At 68.2% G+C, this 19,325-nt stretch carries 20 protein-coding genes, 4 tRNA genes and 4 pseudogenes; 10 read left to right on the top strand and 18 right to left on the bottom strand.

The features are described from left to right. Window positions 1–499: 499 nt before the first annotated feature. From ACQPZQ_RS32175 to ACQPZQ_RS32225, 11 genes and pseudogenes are all read right to left on the bottom strand, one after another. Window positions 500–955: a carboxymuconolactone decarboxylase family protein gene (locus ACQPZQ_RS32175; protein ID WP_433299462.1), complete on the bottom strand. Its 456-nt coding sequence runs from the start codon at window positions 953–955 to the stop codon at window positions 500–502. A gap of 347 nt (window positions 956–1,302) precedes the next feature. After that, window positions 1,303–1,704 (bottom strand): cupin domain-containing protein, encoded by a 402-nt coding sequence (locus ACQPZQ_RS32180; RefSeq protein WP_433287076.1) that lies wholly within the window; start codon window positions 1,702–1,704, stop codon window positions 1,303–1,305. A 366-nt stretch (window positions 1,705–2,070) separates the two neighbouring features. Then, window positions 2,071–2,799 carry an isochorismatase family protein gene (locus ACQPZQ_RS32185; protein ID WP_433287078.1) on the bottom strand — a complete coding sequence of 243 codons (729 nt, stop codon included), beginning with the start codon at window positions 2,797–2,799 and terminating at the stop codon, window positions 2,071–2,073. 200 nt (window positions 2,800–2,999) lie between these two features. Further along, entirely contained in the window at window positions 3,000–3,176 is a 177-nt protein-coding gene (locus ACQPZQ_RS32190; RefSeq protein ID WP_433287080.1) for a hypothetical protein, read from the bottom strand. Window positions 3,177–4,007: 831 nt separating this feature from the next. Continuing rightward, a complete protein-coding gene (locus ACQPZQ_RS32195) occupies window positions 4,008–4,214 on the bottom strand; it encodes a hypothetical protein (protein ID WP_433287082.1) in 207 nt (68 codons plus the stop codon). A 76-nt stretch (window positions 4,215–4,290) separates the two neighbouring features. Beyond that, window positions 4,291–4,437, bottom strand: a pseudogene (locus tag ACQPZQ_RS32200) (hydroxyquinol 1,2-dioxygenase); the annotation flags it as partial. A 43-nt stretch (window positions 4,438–4,480) separates the two neighbouring features. Next, on the bottom strand, window positions 4,481–6,103 hold the full coding sequence (locus ACQPZQ_RS32205) for an FAD-dependent oxidoreductase (RefSeq protein WP_433287084.1): 1,623 nt from the start codon (window positions 6,101–6,103) through the stop codon (window positions 4,481–4,483). A gap of 40 nt (window positions 6,104–6,143) precedes the next feature. Further along, the gene (locus tag ACQPZQ_RS32210) at window positions 6,144–6,374 is read right to left on the bottom strand and encodes a hypothetical protein (RefSeq protein WP_433287086.1); all 231 of its coding nucleotides are present in this window, start codon (window positions 6,372–6,374) and stop codon (window positions 6,144–6,146) included. A gap of 54 nt (window positions 6,375–6,428) precedes the next feature. After that, window positions 6,429–7,514, bottom strand: a complete 1,086-nt coding sequence (locus ACQPZQ_RS32215) for a maleylacetate reductase (protein WP_433287088.1) — start codon at window positions 7,512–7,514, stop codon at window positions 6,429–6,431. After that, window positions 7,511–8,533, bottom strand: a complete 1,023-nt coding sequence (locus ACQPZQ_RS32220; RefSeq protein WP_433287089.1) for an iron-containing alcohol dehydrogenase — start codon at window positions 8,531–8,533, stop codon at window positions 7,511–7,513. The genes ACQPZQ_RS32215 and ACQPZQ_RS32220 overlap by 4 nt, the downstream gene beginning before the upstream one ends. Window positions 8,534–8,616: 83 nt before the next feature. After that, window positions 8,617–9,195 (bottom strand): VOC family protein, encoded by a 579-nt coding sequence (locus ACQPZQ_RS32225; protein ID WP_433287091.1) that lies wholly within the window; start codon window positions 9,193–9,195, stop codon window positions 8,617–8,619. Window positions 9,196–9,537: 342 nt separating this feature from the next. Between ACQPZQ_RS32225 and ACQPZQ_RS32230 the strand changes: the two genes are divergently transcribed. Continuing rightward, entirely contained in the window at window positions 9,538–10,092 is a 555-nt protein-coding gene (locus ACQPZQ_RS32230; protein WP_433287093.1) for a MarR family winged helix-turn-helix transcriptional regulator, read from the top strand. A gap of 370 nt (window positions 10,093–10,462) precedes the next feature. On the opposite strand, the gene ACQPZQ_RS32235 is transcribed toward ACQPZQ_RS32230, so the two are convergent. Further along, a complete protein-coding gene (locus ACQPZQ_RS32235; RefSeq protein ID WP_433299463.1) occupies window positions 10,463–11,143 on the bottom strand; it encodes a class I SAM-dependent methyltransferase in 681 nt (226 codons plus the stop codon). 473 nt (window positions 11,144–11,616) lie between these two features. On the opposite strand from ACQPZQ_RS32235, the gene ACQPZQ_RS32240 reads away from it, so the two are divergent. Both ACQPZQ_RS32240 and ACQPZQ_RS32245 read left to right on the top strand, forming a co-directional pair. Then, on the top strand, window positions 11,617–11,829 hold the full coding sequence (locus tag ACQPZQ_RS32240; RefSeq protein ID WP_433287094.1) for a hypothetical protein: 213 nt from the start codon (window positions 11,617–11,619) through the stop codon (window positions 11,827–11,829). A 311-nt stretch (window positions 11,830–12,140) separates the two neighbouring features. Continuing rightward, complete coding sequence (locus ACQPZQ_RS32245; protein WP_433287096.1) at window positions 12,141–13,025, top strand: maleylpyruvate isomerase family mycothiol-dependent enzyme; 885 nt, start codon at window positions 12,141–12,143, stop codon at window positions 13,023–13,025. An 85-nt stretch (window positions 13,026–13,110) separates the two neighbouring features. On the opposite strand, the pseudogene ACQPZQ_RS32250 reads toward ACQPZQ_RS32245, so the two are convergent. The 4 genes and pseudogenes from ACQPZQ_RS32250 to ACQPZQ_RS32265 form a co-directional block, all read right to left on the bottom strand. Then, window positions 13,111–13,334: pseudogene (locus tag ACQPZQ_RS32250) on the bottom strand (transposase); the annotation flags it as partial. A gap of 140 nt (window positions 13,335–13,474) precedes the next feature. Further along, complete coding sequence (locus tag ACQPZQ_RS32255; RefSeq protein WP_433287098.1) at window positions 13,475–13,993, bottom strand: transposase; 519 nt, start codon at window positions 13,991–13,993, stop codon at window positions 13,475–13,477. 115 nt (window positions 13,994–14,108) lie between these two features. Next, window positions 14,109–14,615: pseudogene (locus tag ACQPZQ_RS32260) on the bottom strand (IS110 family transposase); the annotation flags it as partial. 155 nt (window positions 14,616–14,770) lie between these two features. Continuing rightward, window positions 14,771–15,013, bottom strand: a pseudogene (locus ACQPZQ_RS32265) (hypothetical protein); the annotation flags it as partial. Window positions 15,014–15,036: 23 nt separating this feature from the next. Between ACQPZQ_RS32265 and ACQPZQ_RS32270 the strand changes: the two are divergent. From ACQPZQ_RS32270 to ACQPZQ_RS32280, 3 genes are all read left to right on the top strand, one after another. Beyond that, window positions 15,037–15,465 (top strand): SDR family oxidoreductase, encoded by a 429-nt coding sequence (locus ACQPZQ_RS32270; RefSeq protein ID WP_433287100.1) that lies wholly within the window; start codon window positions 15,037–15,039, stop codon window positions 15,463–15,465. A 658-nt stretch (window positions 15,466–16,123) separates the two neighbouring features. Next, window positions 16,124–16,435, top strand: a complete 312-nt coding sequence (locus tag ACQPZQ_RS32275) for a transposase (protein ID WP_433287101.1) — start codon at window positions 16,124–16,126, stop codon at window positions 16,433–16,435. Beyond that, window positions 16,432–17,358 carry an IS3 family transposase gene (locus tag ACQPZQ_RS32280; protein ID WP_433287103.1) on the top strand — a complete coding sequence of 309 codons (927 nt, stop codon included), beginning with the start codon at window positions 16,432–16,434 and terminating at the stop codon, window positions 17,356–17,358. Before ACQPZQ_RS32275 ends, ACQPZQ_RS32280 begins: the two co-directional genes overlap by 4 nt. Before the next feature lie 142 nt (window positions 17,359–17,500). On the opposite strand, the gene ACQPZQ_RS32285 is transcribed toward ACQPZQ_RS32280, so the two are convergent. Together ACQPZQ_RS32285 and ACQPZQ_RS32290 are read right to left on the bottom strand one after the other, a co-directional pair. Further along, window positions 17,501–17,575, bottom strand: a tRNA-Val gene (locus tag ACQPZQ_RS32285). A gap of 20 nt (window positions 17,576–17,595) precedes the next feature. Beyond that, window positions 17,596–18,021 carry a TIGR02611 family protein gene (locus tag ACQPZQ_RS32290; RefSeq protein WP_433287105.1) on the bottom strand — a complete coding sequence of 142 codons (426 nt, stop codon included), beginning with the start codon at window positions 18,019–18,021 and terminating at the stop codon, window positions 17,596–17,598. 309 nt (window positions 18,022–18,330) lie between these two features. On the opposite strand from ACQPZQ_RS32290, the gene ACQPZQ_RS32295 reads away from it, so the two are divergent. The 4 genes from ACQPZQ_RS32295 to ACQPZQ_RS32310 all read left to right on the top strand — a co-directional run bounded on the left by ACQPZQ_RS32295 (window position 18,331) and on the right by ACQPZQ_RS32310 (window position 19,149). Continuing rightward, window positions 18,331–18,759, top strand: coding sequence for an SsgA family sporulation/cell division regulator (locus tag ACQPZQ_RS32295; RefSeq protein ID WP_241042071.1), 429 nt, complete (start codon window positions 18,331–18,333; stop codon window positions 18,757–18,759). 105 nt (window positions 18,760–18,864) lie between these two features. After that, window positions 18,865–18,937 (top strand) — tRNA-Gly (locus ACQPZQ_RS32300). Between the two features lie 64 nt (window positions 18,938–19,001). After that, window positions 19,002–19,073 (top strand) — tRNA-Cys (locus ACQPZQ_RS32305). Between the two features lies 1 nt (window position 19,074). After that, window positions 19,075–19,149: transfer RNA gene (locus ACQPZQ_RS32310), tRNA-Val, on the top strand. The last annotated feature ends 176 nt before the right edge of the window (window positions 19,150–19,325 follow it).

The raw sequence follows: 19,325 nt of genomic DNA on the forward strand, positions 1-19,325 counted from the left end.
AGTCGGAGCGGAGAGGCAATCAGCACAAAGATCGCATTTCCGTCCCACACGGTCGCCGGCCAGGTGATCCGGCCCGACTCGTCACGCTGGATTTCGTCACGCTGGATGTGGACCAACGCATTCGGTGGTGTTCGGTCGCCGGTCCACTCGAACCCGCCGGAACAACCGTCCCCCGTCGCATAACGCAGGCAGGACTCGGTTCCACTGAGGTGCCCTCGCTTGCTCGAAGAAGTAGTCCGATGAGCTCCGTTAGCGCGGTCCGGCTCGACCGAGAGTCGGACCCGAAACCGGAGATCCGCCGGCCGGCCGAGCGGGTCGAGCGGGCTGATGCGTGAGGCAGGGATGTGGCAGCGGACCGCAGACGAGACTGGTCCGGCGCCAGCCAGGCAGCACTTTGAGCTATCGAGGGGAACTAATCACGTAAAGCCCGTCGGCCGAGGCCGATCGCTGAGGTGACCGGCGCGCCGGCGCCTGGCGGCAGCCACCGCTGATGGCGAGGTCAGCCGGCGACAGGATATCGACTGGTGATGGCGACACGGTTGAAGGCGTTCATCACTGTGACCAGCCAGGCGGCCGCCGAGATCTGGTCTGCGGTGAGTGCGGTCGCAGCGGCGTTGTAGTCGGCGTCGCTGACGTGACCGTCCGACACACGGGTGATCGCTTCGGTCAGGCGCAGGGCGGCGCGATCGGTCTCAGAGAAGTACCCGGTCTCCTCCCATGCCGGCAGTACGGCGATCCGGTCGATGTTCTCGCCCTTCTTGAGGGCATCACCGGTGTGCATCCGCAGGCAGAACGCGCAACCGTTGATCTGGGAGGCACGGATCCTCACCAGCTCGACCAGGAGCGGGTCAAGACCCGCCGCGGCGGCAGCCTTCTCCGCCTCCGCGGAAAGGGCAAAGAGGGCCTTGTAGGCAGCCGGGTGCTGCTTGTCGATGCTGACGCGCTGCGTGTCCATCACGGTTCTTCCGATTCGTTTGGGGGTGGCCTTGCCGGCCGGTCGGGGTCTTCGGGACATTGCACTTATAGCGGTCTCGTGTTACCGATGGAGGTCGTCGGCCTCGACCTCGCTCAGGAGGCTGGCCCGTTCGGTCAAGGTGGTGCATCACCTACGCGGACCGAAGGACGACCGCCGATATCCGGCCTGGATCAGCCGCCTGGTCAGTGGCAGCGATGGCTACGTCACGTAGCACCGGCCCCGGAGCGAGAACCTCGGGAAGTCATCCCAGCTCGGCCCCCGCCAGCCGAGCCGGGATGGCGCGGCGACGATCACCGATCGATCATGCCGACCGATAGGTCGGATGACTACCGGCTCGGGGCAGACCTCCGTTCGCCCGCCTTGGCCGCGAGCTCCTCATCGCTGACCATGGTGAGCATCGGGACCCCAGGGACGCACATCGCAACTACGACGAGGCGGCTCGTCTTGTCGGGGAGCAGGTTGGCGATCATGTAGTGGATGACGTCACCACCCGGTTCCCAGAATGCCTCTCCCGCCTTGACGGGATAAGGCGCCTCACCCTCGAGCTCGAACAGCATCTCCCCCTCGAGCATGTAGCCGAATACGGGGCCGGAGTGACGGTGGGGAGCGATACCAGGGTCCCCCGGCGGCAACTCGAGGATCCGGATCATCGCAGAGGAACCCTGCGCGATGAACGGCGGCACGATTTCCAGCAGATCCTTCTGGCCCATGTTGGAGACAGCAGACACTTTACCCTCTCTAGACTGAATGTACCTCTTGCTCTTGCCGAGACGCACTGAGTTCCGAACTCCGGATCACAGTCTCAGCGATGGAACACGCAATGCGAACGAGGTGAAATGACCATGGTCCTGACCTCTCAGACCTCGCGGTCTCGAGCCGCGATGGCTTGAGCACGCCCTCGCCGTCGTTCTGCGTTCTCAACAAGGAGACGAAATTCCCCCTCGGGGCGTGACAGCTAGACGTGTGTCAGCGCGTCCGGGTTGACGACCCTGCGGTACGCGGTGACCAGCCGCGGAACACGAGGGCGAGCCCGCCACCCTCGACAGGATCTGTCCTCAACCCTTGTGCCCGGCATTGTGTGACAGTCCTCCCCTTTAGTCGGACATATCGGCTCGCATAGGCGTCGCCGCACTGGAGAGGCGTCCGGCATCCAGCCGCGCGATGACATGGTCGACCGTCATCACGTCTCCGAACATCTGCCAGAAGCTCGCGAGCGAGGCGTTGTGCTCTGCGTCCGACATCGCCGCGTTGGCGTCCGCCACCATCACCGTCCGAAAATTCATCATCATCGCGTCGCGCGCACTGCTCTCGCAGCAGACGTTGGTTGCCGTGCCGCCGATGAGCACCGTGTCGAAGCCGTCCGCCCGCAGCCTCTCCACGATGTCGGACGAGCCCTGGATGAAGGCACTGAAGCGGCGTTTGGTCACGCGCCTGTCTTCGGGCCGCACGTCCAGCGCCGGCCACAATGCATGTCCGGCGCTGCCTTCGGTCATCGCCGCCACGCGGCGCGCCCGCGCCTCCGGAGTCGCCATGCGCTGATGGACACTCCACTCTGTGTCGATGTTCACGTCATGCACGTTCTGCACCCAGAAGACGCCACCACCGGCATCTCGCAGCGCGGCCGCCAGGCGGTTCACCGCGGGCACGATGCGTTCCGCCATCGGGCAGGCTGCGTGCCCGATTTCCGGGTCGATGAAGGTGACCTGCATGTCGATCACCAGGAACGCGGTGCGGGCAGGGTCGAGATCCTGGAAAGGGTGCTCGGTGCCGCACCGCCCGACGACGCGCGCCGGGATCTCCGGTGGGATGGCGAGTTCGTGCATGGCGATCTCCTGCCCGTGTGCGACACAACCGGTGGGTTAGCGCCCTCATCGCAGCGCCCGGCGTCAGCCTCGAACCTACTATTCCATTCGTTTCCGTGTCAATGAATATCTGAGGGTTGCGGGCGCTGCAACGGCTCTTATCTTGAGACCTGAAGTTGATGACGTGACGTAAGTGTGACGAAAACGGGTTCGGACGCATCTCAGGGCGTGGTGGCTGCCAGGACTAGGGCGGCGAGGCAGTCGGCACAGAGTTGCGTTCCGTCCCAAACGGTCGCCAGTCGGGTGATCTGGCCCGATTCGTCGAGCTGGATGAAGGCGACCCCGTTCGGTGCTGTGCGCTCGCCGATCCACTCGAACCCCCCGGGCACGACCTTCACCCGTCACATGCCGCAGGTGGGCCCTGGTTCCCCACGGCAGGTCGGGCAGTGCCCGGTCGAGAAACCGCTCGATGGCGACCGGTCCACGAAGGGCCACACGCAAGGTGACGTCTTCCAGGAATGCGTCCGGCGACATCATCGACGTCGCAGCACCACTGTCACCACCCGACAACTTTTCCGCCAGACGGTGAGCGGCGTTGTCCACGGCGGACCGGCGCCGTGAACCGACCAGGTCCTCCCCGAACGAGGTCGGGAAGGTGTCGGTGGGCGCCCGTAGCTCATCGATCCGCCGTTGGTCCATCGTCCGCCCGTCCCAGTAGTCGACCCATCGGACGACCAGGTCGTCCTCGATATCGACGGCTGCGACGGACCGGATCTCGGAGCCGAACATCTCCGGGCTGTTGGTCACGATGGAACTCGAGGGCCCGCCCATGATGCGGGTCGCGCGAGAGTGCGCCCCGACCGGCAGCGGGGGCAGCAACTGGTCCCACAGCGTTCGCACTGCGGCGTTCCGAACTGCATGCGGAGGGTGGCGTCGGTGAAGGCGCAGCGATCGCCGTGGAAGTACGCATGGGTCGCGTATGGATCGTGCGCGTTCTTGGCCCGGAGGAAGCCGGCGACGACGCCGGCGGCTCCTTCTCGCGACGAGACGGTCGGTGCGGGGGTCATCATTCCGTTCCCGAACAACTGTTGTTCCCGTCAGCCCGGCTCAGCACGGGCGCAGCGCGTGTCATCGCATCCTCGGATCGGCGGGCTCGGACTCGTCGCACAGTCGGATTCGTCGCACAGAAGGAAGGGGGCCGGCACGGAATCCGGCCGTGTCACGCTCGGTCAGTGATTGTTCAGCGGGTCCAGCACGAACTCGTGGCTCAGCCGCTCGGCCGGACCGTCGGTGGTATCGATCCGTTGGTAATGGGCCACGAGCGACTCGCGGACGCCGAACACGGGATCCGAGCCCAGGTTCGGGTCGTCCTCTCGGAAGAGCATCGACGTGACGGTGGCGTGGTCGGGCGCCTCGACGTGGACGTGCAGGTGCACCGGGCGGGACGACGGGCCGGCCTGCCAACCGCATCAGCTCGCCCACCGGCTCGTCGGACGGGATCGGGTATGCGGCCGGCCCGATGGTGAAGAACCACACCCGCCCCTGTGCGTCTGCGGTTAACCGCCCACGCATCGCTGCAGCACCGTCAAGCCCCGGCACATCGACGTCGTACCGGCCGTCGCCGTCGCTATGCCAGACGTCGACCTGAGCCCCCGGCACCGGCCGGCCTGCCGCCGAGCGGACAGTGAGCTCAACGTGCAGATCAGCTGGCGATCGCAGGCATGGCGGTCCGCGGCCGCAGCCAGCAGCTGACCTGCTCGACGAGAGCCTCCGCGTCCGCGAGCCGGCAATGTCCGCCCACGTACATGTCCGGACGCACCAGGATGGCCCGGGCCTCACCCTCGCCGATCGCGTACCGCTGGGCCAGCTCACCCAGCTGGTCTGGAATCCGGTGGTCCTCGTCGAAGCCCGCGATGCGGTCGCCGGAGACCAACACCGACGACACGCGGTCACCGAACACAGCCCGCACCAGCTCGGCCACCCGCGCGGCCTGTGCCAGGTCCTCCTCCTCGCCGGGCCGCGGCACGAACAGCAGGGTGAACCCACCGTGCCGGATCAGGTCGAACAGCCGTTTGCGCGGCTCGACCACGAGCTGGGCGTCAGGTGCCCGATCTCCGGCCCGAGGACCGGCCACGGAATCGACGTCAGGACCTCTCACGGTGTCGCGATAGTTGTGAGACAGGCCGGAGATCAGCTCGACGGTGCGCTGCTGCCAGCCCGGCTCTCGGGTCAGCGCGATTCGGTCCTCGATGCCCTGCCCGAAGGCCATCACAATGTCGTGGGTGGACTTGGCGCCCGCGGTGATCTGGGCGCCGATGGGCCGCCGCTCGGCCTCGTAGGTATCCAGAAGTGAGTCCGGGGCCGCGTCGTCGACCACAGCTGCCAGCTTCCATGCGAGATTGAACGCATCCTGCATGCAACCGTTCATGCCCTGCCCGCCCGCCGGGGAGTGCACGTGGGAGGCATCACCACAGAGAAGGACCCGGCCGGCTCGGTAGCTGCTGGCTGCGCTGTTGAGGATCTCCCACTGGGTGGCCCAGCGCGGCTCCCCGATCCGCATGCCGATCCCGATCTTGTCGGCCACCATTTGGAACGATCTGCGTGGGTCGTTCGCCTGGGTCATCGCGCCGGCGTCACTGAGGTAAACCCGCCAGAGCTTGCCGGGAAGCTTGGTGACCAGCATGAACAGCGACTCACCGATGAAGTAGTTCACCCACGAGTCGTCGAAGTCGAAGTCCTCGACCTCGACATCCATCATGGCCATGACGCCGACCCGGTCCCCGACGAAGTCGATGCCGGTGCGTTCCCGGACCCGGCTGTGCGCGCCGTCGCTGCCGACCACCCAGGCACTACGATGGGTCGTCGTCGCACCGGAGGCCTTGTCCAGAATGGACAGCGTCACTCCGTCCGCGTCCTGTGCCAGGTCGGTGAACTCCTGGCCGTACTCCGGTCGGATGCCGTAGTGGGCGCACAGGTGTTCGCGCAGCACTTGCTCGAAGTCGTTCTGATTGATCTTGTAGTAGAAGGGGTAGCGGGTCGGCAGACCGCGGAAATCCGTTCGCGGCTTCTCGTCCTCGCTCATTCCTTCGAAGTGGTACACGTTGCCGGGACACGGCAGTGCGACCTCCTCGATGCGATGCGCGACACCGATGTGCTCGAACATCTCCATCGTGCGCGCGTGCAGGGTGAAGGCCCGCGTGGTGTGCGAGGGGCCGGGCCGCTTGTCGATGAGGCGGAGCGAGACGCCACGTCGGGCCAGTTCGTGGGCGGCGATCAGTCCCACGGGGCCTGCCCCGACGATAGCGACGTCGTTGTGGTCGGACATTGGAGGTCCTTTCGGTCGCTGTGGTGGTGCTCGGTCCGGCTCAGGTGGGGAGCGAGAGTTGCCGGGCGTCGTAGCCGTAGACCTCGTCGCTGTTCAGGCCTGGGCTCGTGCGGCGGAGGAAGATGGCGCAGACGCGCTCGGCCGCCATCGCGTCGAAGTAGCCGGCGAGATCGGCCTCGCTGCCGAGCCAGACGCCGAGCAGTGACCACCACCTGGTCGGCGACGGCGAGCGGGAGACCGCCCTCGACCAGGCCTGCCACGAGGCCGCCATGCCAGGCGCCACCGATCGGCCCGCTCGCGCCGAGGACCAGGGTGTGCACCGTGATCAACTCGCTCGCGGCGGCTCGTCGCCGAGCGCCCGGCCGAGCAGCGCCTCGATCGTCGGTGCGTCGACCGGCACGGGGTTCGCCGTGCCCGCGGCGGCCTTCGCCACCGCGTGCAGGTGCTCGCGGCGGGCACCGAGCCGAGCGAGGTCGGTGGAGAGCCCGGAGCGCCGGGCGAGCTCCCACAGCCCGCGCGCCGGATCGGCCCCGAGGAAGGGGTCCAGCCGCGCCGCCCAGTCCGGGCCGGGGGCCGCGTTGAGCGCCACGACGTGCGGCAGCACCGCGGCGTGGGTGTCGGCGTGTGACAGGTTCAGCCGCCCGCCCAGCTCGTGGCAGATCTTGTGCTGCAACCCGGTGCCGGCGCGGCCCAGCGCCGTCCCCGCCAGGAATGCGGCGTACTGAAGGCCAGCGCGGGCCTGCACGTCCGCGGGATCGTCCACCAGGGCCGGTAGACTCGCGGTGACCGAGCGGACGGCGTCGACCGCCAACGCGGAGGTGAGCGGGTCGCGCTTCGGCGACCACAACGCGGCGAAGCAGTGCGCCATGGCGTTGAAGGCGCTGGAACCGGTCACCCCGGGCGGCAGGCCGAGGGTGAGTTCCGGGTCGTAGACCACGACGGCGGGCCGGACCCGCTCGTCCGTGCCGGTGCGTTTGCGCTGCTCGCCGGTCATCCCGTAGACGGGGGTCAACTCGGAGCCGGCGTAGGTCGTGGGCACGGCGACGATCGGCAGTCCGATCTCCAGCGCGATCGCTTTCGCCAGGCCGGTGGCCGAGCCGCCGCCCAGGCTGACCAGACCGTCGACCTCGTCCGCCGCAGCGGCCTTGCGGGCGCGCTCGGCCAGTTCGATCGGGACGTGCTGGGCGATCTCGTCCCAGCGCAGGGCCAGCCGCTCGCCCAGCGCCCCGACCATGGCGTCCCCGCCCGGGGCGCGCGAGTCCGCGATCAGCATGACCCGGTGCAGGCCCAGCCGGTCCGCCGCGGCGGCCACCTCCGTGATCCGGCCCGGCCCGAACACCACGCGGACGGGCCGCGCCTCGTAGTCGAAGGGGTCGATGCGCACCGGGGGTGCCGGGGAATCCATGGTCATCGCAGCGCCTCCTTCAGGAGCATCAGCATCGAGTCGGGGTCGGCCCTGTCTGCCAGGTCTGGCCGCTCCGCGAGGCGGGCGACCACGGCGTCCGGGTCGAGGGGAGGACACACGGCCCCGAGGTCGACCGGCAGACGGATAGCCGCGGCGAACCAGCGGAGCGCGTCGGCCGCGGAGCCCGGTCCGGCGAGCTCGCGGACTAGCTCGACCTCTAGGCCGACGTGCGGTACCAGGCAGGCCATGAGGGCGCCGTGGTCGGCGTGATGGGTGGCCCCGAGGTCCTCGGCGACCAGCTGCGCCGGGCCGGGGCCCGCGGCTTCGAGGGCGGCGCCCGCGAGCGCGGCGCCGGCGAGCGCCCGTTCGCGCAGGCCGGGATCGGCCGGCTCGCGGACCAGCCGCGGCAGCGCCTCCCAGAGCAGCCGCAGCCCCTCGGTCGCATCCACCCGGCCGGCCTCCCCCGGTCGGGCGAGCACCTCGACGCAGGCGCCCACGGCGCCCATGCCGCTCGAGGCCAGCACGAGCACCGGCACGTCCGTGAGCAGGTCGGGATCGCGGACGACGGCCCGCACGGCCGCCCGCTCCGAGTTCCCGCTCTCCTTGCCCTTCTCCGTGGTGACGAAGTACCGCGAGGTCAGCTCGGCCCCGGAGAGGGTGGTCGGCACGGCGACGCGGGGAAGGCGCAGCGCCAGTGCCACGATCTTGGCGTAGCCGGCGGCGGAACCGCCGCCGATCGCGATGACGGAGTCGGCGTGCACCTCCTGCGCGGAGGCGACCGCGAGGTTCGCCTCCCAGGAGGGCACGTGCGCCACGGCATCGGTGAAGGTGCCGGTGCAGCGGCCGCCGAGCAGGCTCCGCACCCGCTCGGCGGTCGGTGTCACGCCCGGACCGACCACCAGCAGCGATTTACGCACCCCGAGACTGTCGATAAGGCCCGGAAGCTCCTCCAGCGACCCCCTGCCCGTAGCGAGCAGCGGGGAGGCGGGATCCTCGTTCTCATCGACAGTGGTGGCCCCGATCATGCAAATCCTCGCTTCCGCGGCGCACAGCGCCGCCGCCGCCGTGGTCGGTCCGGGTTCGCGTTAGTCCCTCGACGGGACCGGGATCAGTCGCGCGAGCCCTCGCCGCCGTGGCCGTCCGGGTCGTAGTGCAGCTGGTAGCGCTCATAGCGCTCCGGGCCGATCGCGGCCAGCGCCGCCGGGACCGGGTTCGGGTCCTGGAGGAAGGGTTCCTCCTCGTCGCACGCGTGCTGCCAGGTGGCGAATTCGAGCGCGATCTGGTTGACCGGGTCCTCGAAGTAGATCGAGTGGCAGAACCCGTGGTCCAGCTCACTTTTGATCTTGATGCCGTTCTCCTCCAGGAGCTTCTTGGCCTTCTGCAGCTCTGCCTCGGAGGGGACTGTGATCGCGAGGTGGTTGCCGGCACCCAGCAGCGAGTTGTCGGCCGGCACCTCCACGTCCTGGAACTCGAAGAACGCGATCGTGTCCTGCTCGCTGATCCGGAAGAAATAGTGCCGGCTGCCCCCAAGGTTGCCGGGCACGGCACCCGGGAACGGGTCCGGGTTGGGCAGCTGAAGGGTCACGACCACCGGGAAACCGAGGAGGCCGTTATAAAACTTGACGGTCTCTTCCATGTTGTTCGTGACGAAAGCCATGTGGTGGCAGCCGGTCGTTCGGACGCCCATGTCATCTCTCCTGTTCATCGCCCTTCGACGAGCCAGAGGGTCGCCGTATGACACCGCTCACGCTAACGCGATCTCCTTTCTGCGTCAATGAACTTGCTGAATCTCTCCGCACTGATTCGGGTCAGAGCCCGCGCGCACTCGTGATCCTTCTTAGGAGAACCGCCGGTCGGAGCCGTCGAAGCGTGACGTAACATGGCAGCGACTACTTTCGTCACGAGGAGGCCCGTGTCGACGCCGACGTGTCGCGTCTGCGGACGCCCCTTGGCCCCGGGCGAGCAGGGCCGTCCGCCGCGGTACTGCTCCGCCGCCTGCCGTCAGCGGGCGTACCGTGCTCGACGCCGAATGCCCGGCCGGGGACGCGAGCAGACGCGTCGTCCCCGCCGCCCGGCGCCACCGCCCGAGATCGTGGAGAAGGCCGTCCCCCACCTGAGTTCGCGGGAGCTGTTGGCCTGGCGCGGTGTCCTGGAGGTGCAGACGGCGATCCTGCCCGCCCTGGAAGCGGAGCTGCGCCAAAGCGTCGGCCTCACCCTGAGCGAATTCGACGTGCTTTACCAGCTCTGGCGGACGCCGGAGAAGCAGCGGCGCATGGTCGACCTCGCCCGAGCGGTGCTCGTCACCCCCGGGGGGATCACCCGCATCGTGGCCCGGCTCGAGGAGCGCGGGCTCGTCCGCCGGGACAGCGCCGCCGGACGCCAGGCCGTCCTCACCCGCCTGACGCCGGGCGGTGAGCGCGAGATCGCTGCCGCGATGGACGTGCACTTCGACGGAGTCCGCCGCATGTTCATCCAGTATGTGGACAGGGCGGACATCGACCGAGTGATAGGGCTGTGGGCCCGGATCCGCGAGGCGTCATCGGACTCGCATCACCCGGTCGACCCGTCACAGCCGGAGACGTGATCGCTGTCGGGCCTGCGTAAACAGGCTCGCAGGACTGTCCCAGTTCAGTCCCGTCCGTGTCGGACGCGGGCGGGCCGGCTCGCACGAGCGGGACGCGGCGGGGGTGAGTTCGGCCAGCGATGCGGCCTCCGGGGTCAGTGCCGCAGCCTCGTCGACGTGCGACTGCCCCGCCGTCGAGCTGCATGATCGGGCGGGCTGGGTGCAGCAGCGGCCAGGCCTACCACCTCCTTTTCGGGCTAGTACTCCAGCCGGACTTCGTGATCTCGCTCGGCGTGGCGGTCGGGGACATGGCACGGCCACCGCATGATCATCCTCTGCGCCTCGACATCGGGGCTCGCATACTTCTCCGACACTACGGCGAGCGACCGTCTCAGTCCGCGAAGCTCGGCCGGTGAGTCACGTAGATCATGTTCCGCTCGGAGCCCGGCGCGGGGCGGTGGGTGACGACCTCACCGAATCCGGCCTCGGCGAGCATCCGCTTCGCAGTCTGCCAACCCCAGGCACCGCCGAGCCCGGCTCCGCCCTCGGCCAGCGAGACGGTCATGCAGTAGAGCGTGCTGGAGGAGTAGGTCCACCGAGCTTGAGGGTTGCCGATGTTGTCCTCGAGCTTGCTCGACAGTGCCAGATCCATCATGAAGAACGTCCCGCCGGGCACCAGCGCATCGTGAGCCGCGCGCAGCACGGCCGCGGGCTTGGCCTGGTCGTGGATCGCGTCGAAGGCGAACACGGCGTCGAACGGTTGCTCGGGCTCGAGCTCGGCCACGTCGGCCACCTCGAACGTGACGTTCGAGAGCCCGGCTTCACAGACCTCGGCCCGACCCCGTTCGATCGAGTCCTCGGAGATGTCGTAGCCCACGAACGTCGACGCGGGGCACGCCGCCCCCATCACCGCAAGGGCATGTCCGCTGCCACAGCCGATATCGGCCACCCGGGCCCCCGCCGTGAAGCGTTCGGGCCGTAGCGACAGCGTCGGACACCTCCCGATAGCGCGAATGCGCCGCGAGGATCGCGTCCAGCTGCGCGAGCCGGTCCCTCGTGAGACGGATCTGATTCGTGCGCTCGTCCGAGGTCACCATGGCAGCCTTCCAAGGGAGCGCGGGGTTGGTGCCCTTGCCTGATCTTCGGGCGTTAAGCCGAGGAGCACAGTCGGTCGCCGGAGGCGCCGGAGTACACAGCGCTGGGATGTGCTGTCTGACCTGCGGCGAAAGGCCGATCCCCCGGTTTTCGTCCGTGCATAGTCCGCGCGGGTCGTTCTTGCCCTCGCCGGGTCTTGGTCGCCCTTCCCCGGTCTCCGAGGCGGTGCCGGGCGCGGCGGGGCCCGCAGTTAGCGACCACACTTTTCGACGTTAACAGACACCGCTCGAAGATCAATATTATTGATAGGTAGTCAAACCACCAATAGTCAGACTAATGGCGGCAGCCAAACCGTGCGTGACGGGACTAACATATTTAGAGTGCGACAGCGATTGATGTGCGCTTAGCATGTGCAAATGAAGTGCACGAAAGGGGGATGAATGAGGATGAATGAAGCTTCGAGCGGGGCGACGGCCGGGACGTCCGCAGACCGCTACCGGTGGACCGGGGCTGGTGCTGATACTGATGCGCGGACTGCTGCCGCGCATGATGCACGTTCACGCCCCGAACCTGCACGTCGACTGGTCGTCGGGCTCGATGCGGCTGCTGACCGGGCCGATCGCGTCGCCGGACCGCAACCTCCACTCTGAGCCGGCGTGCTGAGCTTCGGCGTCACGGGGACCAAACGCGCACGTAGTCCTCGAACAACCTGCACCGGAGCTCGAGCCCCCAGAGCAGCCCGCCACCGCGGGCCTGTGGATCTTGACCGCTCGCAGCGCTCCGGCCCTGCGCACCGTAGGCACACAACTGTTCGGGCCGACCGGGAGTGGCAGCTTCCAGAAGGTGCTACAACCGGTGCGCGGTGCACATCCACAGCGCATCACCCGTCTTCATGGCGTGGTGGCTTTGCGCTCGCCCGGTGAAAAGTTTCAGGCGCACGAGACTGTTTCAGGCGCACGACACTAAGGGAGGCCATGAGCATCACGAATGCCGATTTCGTGCTTACCGAGAAGCTGGGGGTGAACACCGGCCCAGCAGTGATCCGAGAGGCCCTCTACGCGCAGCGCAGCAGGTTCATCGCGACCCTGAGGTCGTTCGGCCCATCGGAGTGGGCAGCCCCTTCACGTTGCTCACTGTGGTCGGTGCACGACGTCGTACGGCACCTCGCCGATGCGGCAGAGTTCAACATCGGCCGGCTCATACGGGGCAGCCTCGACCGCTTCACGAGGTACGGGCCGTTCGATAGCCGCACGACACCCGCCAAGTGGCTGGCGGACACGGCGGGACAGGAACCGCAGGAGACGCTGGAAGTCCTGGCCCGACGGTCCGACGAGGAGTACACGGGCTTCGCACGCCGCATCGAGGGCAACGACCAGACGCTCATCCCGGGAGTTACGGGCCGCCCGAACCACTGGTCGGTGCGTTCCTTGCATACCTACTGGGACGCCTGGCTGCATGAGCGGGACATCGCGATTCCTTTCGGTGTCGACACCCGGTCCAGCGACGACGAGCTGCGGCTGATGGCGGCGTACGCGCTGCAGCTCGCCACCGCGTTCGGCGGTGAGCATTTGCGTGCATCGCTGTCGCTGCGCGGCGGTCCCGACGTCGCCTACCACATCAACGGCGATCCTGACGACATCAGCGTCGCCGCCGGGACGAGCCGTCCACCGGACGTGGTCGAGGGCGATCTCGGCGCGGTGCTCGACAGTCTCGCGGGCCGAGGTCCAGAGCCGGCGGCCGTCCTCACGGGTCCGGCCGACATCGTGGAGCAACTGGCTCGGCAGCGGAGTCTCATGCTGCCCCAGCAGGGGGAGTCCCTCGGTCAAGGTGCGGCCCGGGTGGAACCTTCCACAATGTAGGTCCTCTGGACGGTGCGTAGTACCGGGTTGCGTCCACGGACGTGGTGGATGGGAGACGACCACCTCGTGACCTTCGCTGAAAACGCTATGCCCTGATCGCGGTCGGTGTCACCACCTCCTTGGGCGGTGCAGGCGCTGGTGTGTGGCGGGCCTTGGTGAGGGCCTCGAGGCCCATGTAGCGGCGTGGCTCGGCCCATTCGTCGGTCTGCTCGGCGAGTACCGCCCGGACACCAGCCGGATCACCGCGGCTCGATCCGGGAAGATCCCGACCACATCGGTGCGCTGGCGGATCTCCTTGTTCAACCGCTCTCGGTAGGGGTCGGGCCCCGGCGCCCTGTCGATCTCTCGATCGGTGGGTTTCCGGGGCCCGCGCCTCCGAACCGGACGTGCGTGTTCCCACGCATCCGGCTCTCCACGTGTCCGTGCCAGTAGGACGCTCCTATGGGGCGTCAAGCTGCTGTGGGTGGTGATTCGAGCTGTCGGTAGAGCTGGCGGGCGATGTAGCGCTTGAGGCAGCGGGTGATCTCGCGGTCGGTTTTGCCTTGGGCGCGGCGGCGGTCGAGGTAGGCGCGGGTGTCGGGGTCGTAGCGCAGTCGGGCCAGGGTGATGTTGTGCAAGGTTCGGTTGAGCTGGCGGTCGCCGGAGCGGTTGAGTCGGTAGCGCACCGTCTTGCCCGAGGAGGCCGGGATCGGGGCGACGCCGGCGAGCATGGCGAACGCGGCGTCGTCGCGGCAGCGGCCGGGGTGTGACCAGGCGGTCAGGACGACGGCGGCGTTGATCGGCCCGATCCCGCGTTGGTTGAGCAGGTCTGGGCGCCAGTTGCGCACGATGGCCCGGATCGTGCGTTCGTGGGCCAGAGCTTCGGTTTCCAGGGTGCGGACACGCCGGGCCAGGGCGCGAAGCACGGTCAGGGCGGTGCGGGTGTGGATCTCGCCCGCAGGGCGCAGCCGGTCGGCGGTGGTGAGCATCGCCCCGGGTGGCTTGGCCGCGGAAGCGGGATCGGACTGGTTCGGGTGCGGTGATGACCAGCGCCCGCAGCTGTCGTTGCCTGCTGCTGGCGGCCTCGACTGCCGCTCGGCGGGCGGTGAGCAGGATCTGCAGCGCCGCCCGGTCGGGGCCTGTCTTCGGTTGCGCGAGCCGGGTGCGTGAGAGTGCATCGCGGGCGGCGCGTTCGGCGTCGATCGGGTCGGATTTCGCCCCCGCGCGTCGTGACGGACGAGTGGAGCGGTCGAGTTCGACGACCAGTTCCTGCAGCTGGGCCAGATAGCGGGCCAGCCCGGCTCCGTAGCCGCCGGTGCCCTCGATCGCCCAGGCCCGCAGCCCGCCATGTTGCTCGGCCAGCGAGACCAGTTCGGTGTAGCCGGCGAGGCCGGCCGGCACGGTGTGGGTGGCCAGTACCGTGCCGGTGCCGGCGGCGATCACCGCGGCGGTGTGGGTGTCGGTGTGGGTGTCGACGCCGATGACGAGTTCGACCAGGTCTGCCAGCATGGACATGCGTTCGCCTTCACCGTGGACGGACGCGAGGGTCCGGTCCGGTGCGGAGTTCGGCAGGACTGTGACGGGGACACGCCAGCGCAACCTGGCGGTCATGCTCCTGATCAGGCCAGCTACTCCGGCCGGGCCGGCTCTGACAGCAGCGAGTGGACAAGTCCACTCGAGGGCATCGCGCCAGTCAGGCGAAGGGTCACACCCGCTGCTGTCATCACCAGCTCAGCATGACCGAACCGGTCCGACGATCCTCACAGTCAGGCGAGGTTCGTGCTCGGGCGCTGCCAGGGCGTGGGAATGTTCACGGCCCGGTAGCGGTAGCGGGTGACCGGCACCGTCATCGGGTCGAACAGCCTGGTCGCGCCGTCGGTGGGCCACCATCCTGGGAGGTGGTGGCGGCGCAGCCACTTCCAGGTCGCGCGGGGGTGTTTGCGGCGCAGCCAGACGATCACCCGACGCCACGCGTAGTGGCGCAGGTAGTCGAAGGTGGCCTTGGACGTCCCGTGCCGGAAGCATCCTCGACGTGGACCTGACCGGCGTCATGCGGACGGTCCGGGCCGCGGCCCATCACCTGCCGGAGGGCGGCGCGGCGGTGTGCGTGTCGAGCATCGCCGGCGGCGCGGTCGGTTGGGCCGGCCACACTCCCTACACCGCGTCGAAGGCCGGGGTAATCGGGTTCGTGCGCAGCGCGGCGCTCGAGCTCGCGCCGCGCGGGATACGGGTGAACGCGGTACTGCCCGGCGTCATCGAGTCACCGCAGTCCCTCGACGGAATCAACTCCGGCGGACCCGAAGGCCTCAGGCGGTCTGCGGCAAAGATTCCGCTCGGCCGGGTCGGGCAGCCGGACGACGTGGCCGACGTGGTGTGTGCACTGCTGTCCGACACAATGCGGTACGTGACCGGCCAGACGATCACCGTGGACGGTGGGCTTCTCGCGGCGTGGCCCACCTGACTCGACGGCTCCCTGAAAGTACCCACACGGCGGATACGAGATCTGCGACGCCCACCGCTACTACGGCATGCTGGGTCCGTTCTCCGCAGGCTCGTCCGAAGCCATGGTGAAGCACCCCGGCAGCTGCTCGACAGCACGTCCGGGCACGCGGGCGAGCGCTGGCGGCGGCGCCAACCCCGTAGTCGAACGTACCTCCCGCGGCCACCCTGCCGGACCGCTGCAGTCGTCACGTCGGTCAGACGTCGTCGACGACGGTGGCGCGCACCGGCCACCGGCCGCGCATTCATTTCAAGCAGAGGTCTCGGCCTGATCCGATCGGGAGCGTCATTCCCTTGGGGAGCGGCGGTACGTCGCCTCCGTCTCCCATCCCTCGATCAGACCCATCCCGCCGCAGCGGGACCCGGCCCCGAGTGACCCGTCAGCGCCGTTCACTCAAGACGCGATGGCGGCACACGTCGACACCATGCGCGAGGGGCGGCCGTGCGCCATGCCGGTTTGATTACGTCTTTGGTAAGACCGAATCGCGCCACGTCGCGGCCCGACCGAGCCTCGGGCGAGACCGAGGCCATCACCTGATATTGCATGCGACACGACTCTGAGCTTCCCCCGCTTGCTCGGAGACCGACGATCATGGCCGTAGGCCGTGAAGGGAGTCTCTGTGGCAGCACCGAAGAAGTACCCCGATGAGCTGCGCGAGCGTGCGGTGCGGCTGTACCGGGAGACCGAGCCGAGGCCTGTGATCCGGCGGCTGGCCGAGCAGCTGGGCGTGCACCACGAGGCGTTGCGGAACTGGATCCGCCAGGACGAGGCCGACCGCGGGGAGCGGGAGGACCGCCCGACCAGCGGTGAGGTCGAGGAGCTGCGCCGGTTGCGGCGGGAGAACGCCGAGTTACGGCGGGCGAACGAGATCCTCAAGGCGGCGAGCGCTTTTTTCGCCCAGGAAATGGACCCAACAAGGCGGAAGCATTGACCCTCGTCGCGGCGCTGCGCGACCGGTTCGGGGTCGACCCGATCCTGCGCGTGCTCGACGTGCCGGCCTCGACGTTCTACGGCTGGCTGGCCCAAGAACGTGACCCCTCGCTGCGTCGGCGCGCCGATGCCGAGCTGCTGGCCGAGATCGTCGCGATCCACGATCGCTCGGGCGGCACGTACGGCTCGCCGCGGGTGCACGCCACCCTGCGCCGCCGGGGGATCTGCGTCTCGCGCAAGCGGGTCGAGCGGTTGATGCGCGAGGCTGGGCTGGCCGGGGCGTTCCTGCGCAAGCGCTGGCGGACGGCCTCGACCAGGCAGAACCCGGACGCGACCCCGGCGCCGGACCGGGTCAACCGGGACTTCACCGCACCCACCCCGGACCGGCTGTGGGTCGCCGACGCCACCCGGATCCCCTGCGGACAAGGCGCTTTCTGGCTGGCCGCGGTCCGTGACGCGTTCTCCAACCGCATCGTCGGGTGGCGGTGTTCAGACCGCTGCGACACCGACCTGATCCTGGGTGCGCTCGAGTATGCCGTCTGGACCCGCAACGTCCGCGACCGCCAGGTCGTGCACCACTCGGACCGCGGCTCGAACTACACCTCGATCCGGTTCTCCCAACGGCTCGACGACCACGGCATCCTCGCCTCGATGGGCTCGGTCGGGGATTCCTACGACAATGCGCTGATGGAGAACTTCTTCTCCACACTCAAGACCGAACTCGTCTACCGGCACTCCTGGCGAACCCGTGACCAGGCGGAGAACGAACTGTTCGCCTACATCGACGGCTGGTACAACACCGAACGCATCCAGGCCCGGCTGGGCTGGCGCTCACCCGATGAGTACGAAGCCGCCTGGCATGCTCACCAAGGCGATCACCCGGCAGCCCACGCTGCCGACCCCGACCCGGCTGCCGCTTGGTAGCCGACACTCCGGGCTACCGGGGGAAGCTCAACTCTGAGCCACGGCTCGCCGTATGGCAGCAATCGTGGCTACCGCGCACTCCAGCGCGTGATGAGCATGATCGCGAAAGGCCCCCTAACCCGCAGGTCAGAGGGCCTTCGCATGGTGGGCGATACTGGGATCGAACCAGTGACCTCTTCGGTGTGAACGAAGCGCTCTCCCCCTGAGCTAATCGCCCCTGCCGTCGCAGACCCTACATCACCCGAACAACGGGCTCTGCAACCAGGTCCACCTTTCGAGCCCCACCCAACCCGCCACCAGATAGAAGGCGTTGAGCAGGTAGAGGGTGGCCAGCACGACCAGGCCGGTGGCCAGCAGGACGGCGGTCCGGACGACGAGCGACTGCCGTCCGAGCCAGTCCGTCCAGGCGTCGTACTTGCCGCGGGCGTAGTGCAGCACCCGCTTCGCCCACATGAACTCGGTGGCGAGGATCGCGAGGCCGCCGAACACGATGAGCCAGCCGGGCCCGGGGTACGGGATGGCGACGATGCCCGCGATGAGCACGAGGCCGCCGAGGAGGGCTACACCGATGCGGTAGGTGCGCCGCAGGGTCGGCTTCTCCTCGAGCCGGGCCCGGAAGCCGGGGCGCGGCTCGTTCTCCTCAGCGCTGCTCAGGTTCTCCACCCGCCCTATGCAATCCGACGTCGACCGGTCAGGCCGTCCGATCCAGGCCCAGGATCCTACTGTGTGCAGCTCACCGGGGGTTCCGGACGGCCTCATCGCCGGAGCGGAGCGCGGCAACCGGGTGGATCAGCGGCTGGCGACTCCAGCGAGGTCGTCCCAAAAGCGCAGGTCAGGCGATTGTCGGTTGGCCCAAACGGGTGAGGTTTGCCGATCTACACCTGTGACTTGGGTTCTCCACCCGTCACATCTTCGCGGCGCCGTCGTTTTTCCTGATGACGAACCACGCGGGACCATGAAAGAGGACGCAGGATGCGCGACGAGCCCACGGTCATCTGCTCACCGGCGGTGTTCGAACTGATCGCCCCGGACGCCCCTGTGGTGCCCGTCAACGTCGATCTGACGTACAGCAGCCGGGACCCCTACGCGGTGCAGGCGTCGTTCCGGACCGGCAACGGTACGGCCGTTGACTGGGTATTCGCCAGGGATCTGCTGCACGACGGCTTGATCGGCCCGGCGGGCACTGGTGACGTCAGGGTGCAGCCCATGCCACTCGAGCCCCACAAGGTGCAGCTGGAGCTGTCATCGCCGTCCGGGCACGCGGTCTTCACCACGTGCGCGCAGACGCTCGGTGACTTCCTGCACCGCACCTACGTCGCCGTGCCGGCCGACACCGAGTACTCCTGGCTGGACTTCGACGTGGCGCTGTCGGACCTGCTGAACGACCCTGCGCGGGACTAAACCCGCAGGTCGGAGGTCCTCAGCGCAGAACATGGGGGGTGGTTTGAAGCCCCTCTAGCGGCTGCGCTAAGGTTCTCCCATCAACGCAGCGGACACGCTGCACATGCGGACGTAGCGCAGCTGGTAGCGCATCACCTTGCCAAGGTGAGGGTCGCGGGTTCGAATCCCGTCGTCCGCTCGGAGGAACCTCGGGTCCCGTCAGACCTCCACGGATCGAACTCCACGGAAGCTCCGCGGATTTCGGCGGAGTGGCCGAGTGGCTTAGGCAAGGGCCTGCAAAGCCCTGTACGCGGGTTCGATTCCCGCCTCCGCCTCGGGCGATTAGCTCAGTGGGAGAGCGCTTCCTTGACACGGAAGAGGTCACTGGTTCAATCCCAGTATCGCCCACCAGGTCAGGCCCCGTCCGCGAAGAGCGGACGGGGCCTTTTTCGTTCCCGAGCGACTAAACGGAAAGATTCCGGTCCATCGCTGGTGCCGGTAGATCTGCTCGGTGACCGACGTTTCCGCTGTGGCCGACGAGCCGGGCGATCCGCTCGATCGGCACCCGGGTATCGGACAGCAGAGAC

The organism is Pseudonocardia sp. CA-142604, from assembly GCF_050948475.1.
In the GTDB taxonomy this organism is placed as follows: Bacteria; Actinomycetota; Actinomycetes; order Mycobacteriales; family Pseudonocardiaceae; genus Pseudonocardia; species Pseudonocardia alaniniphila.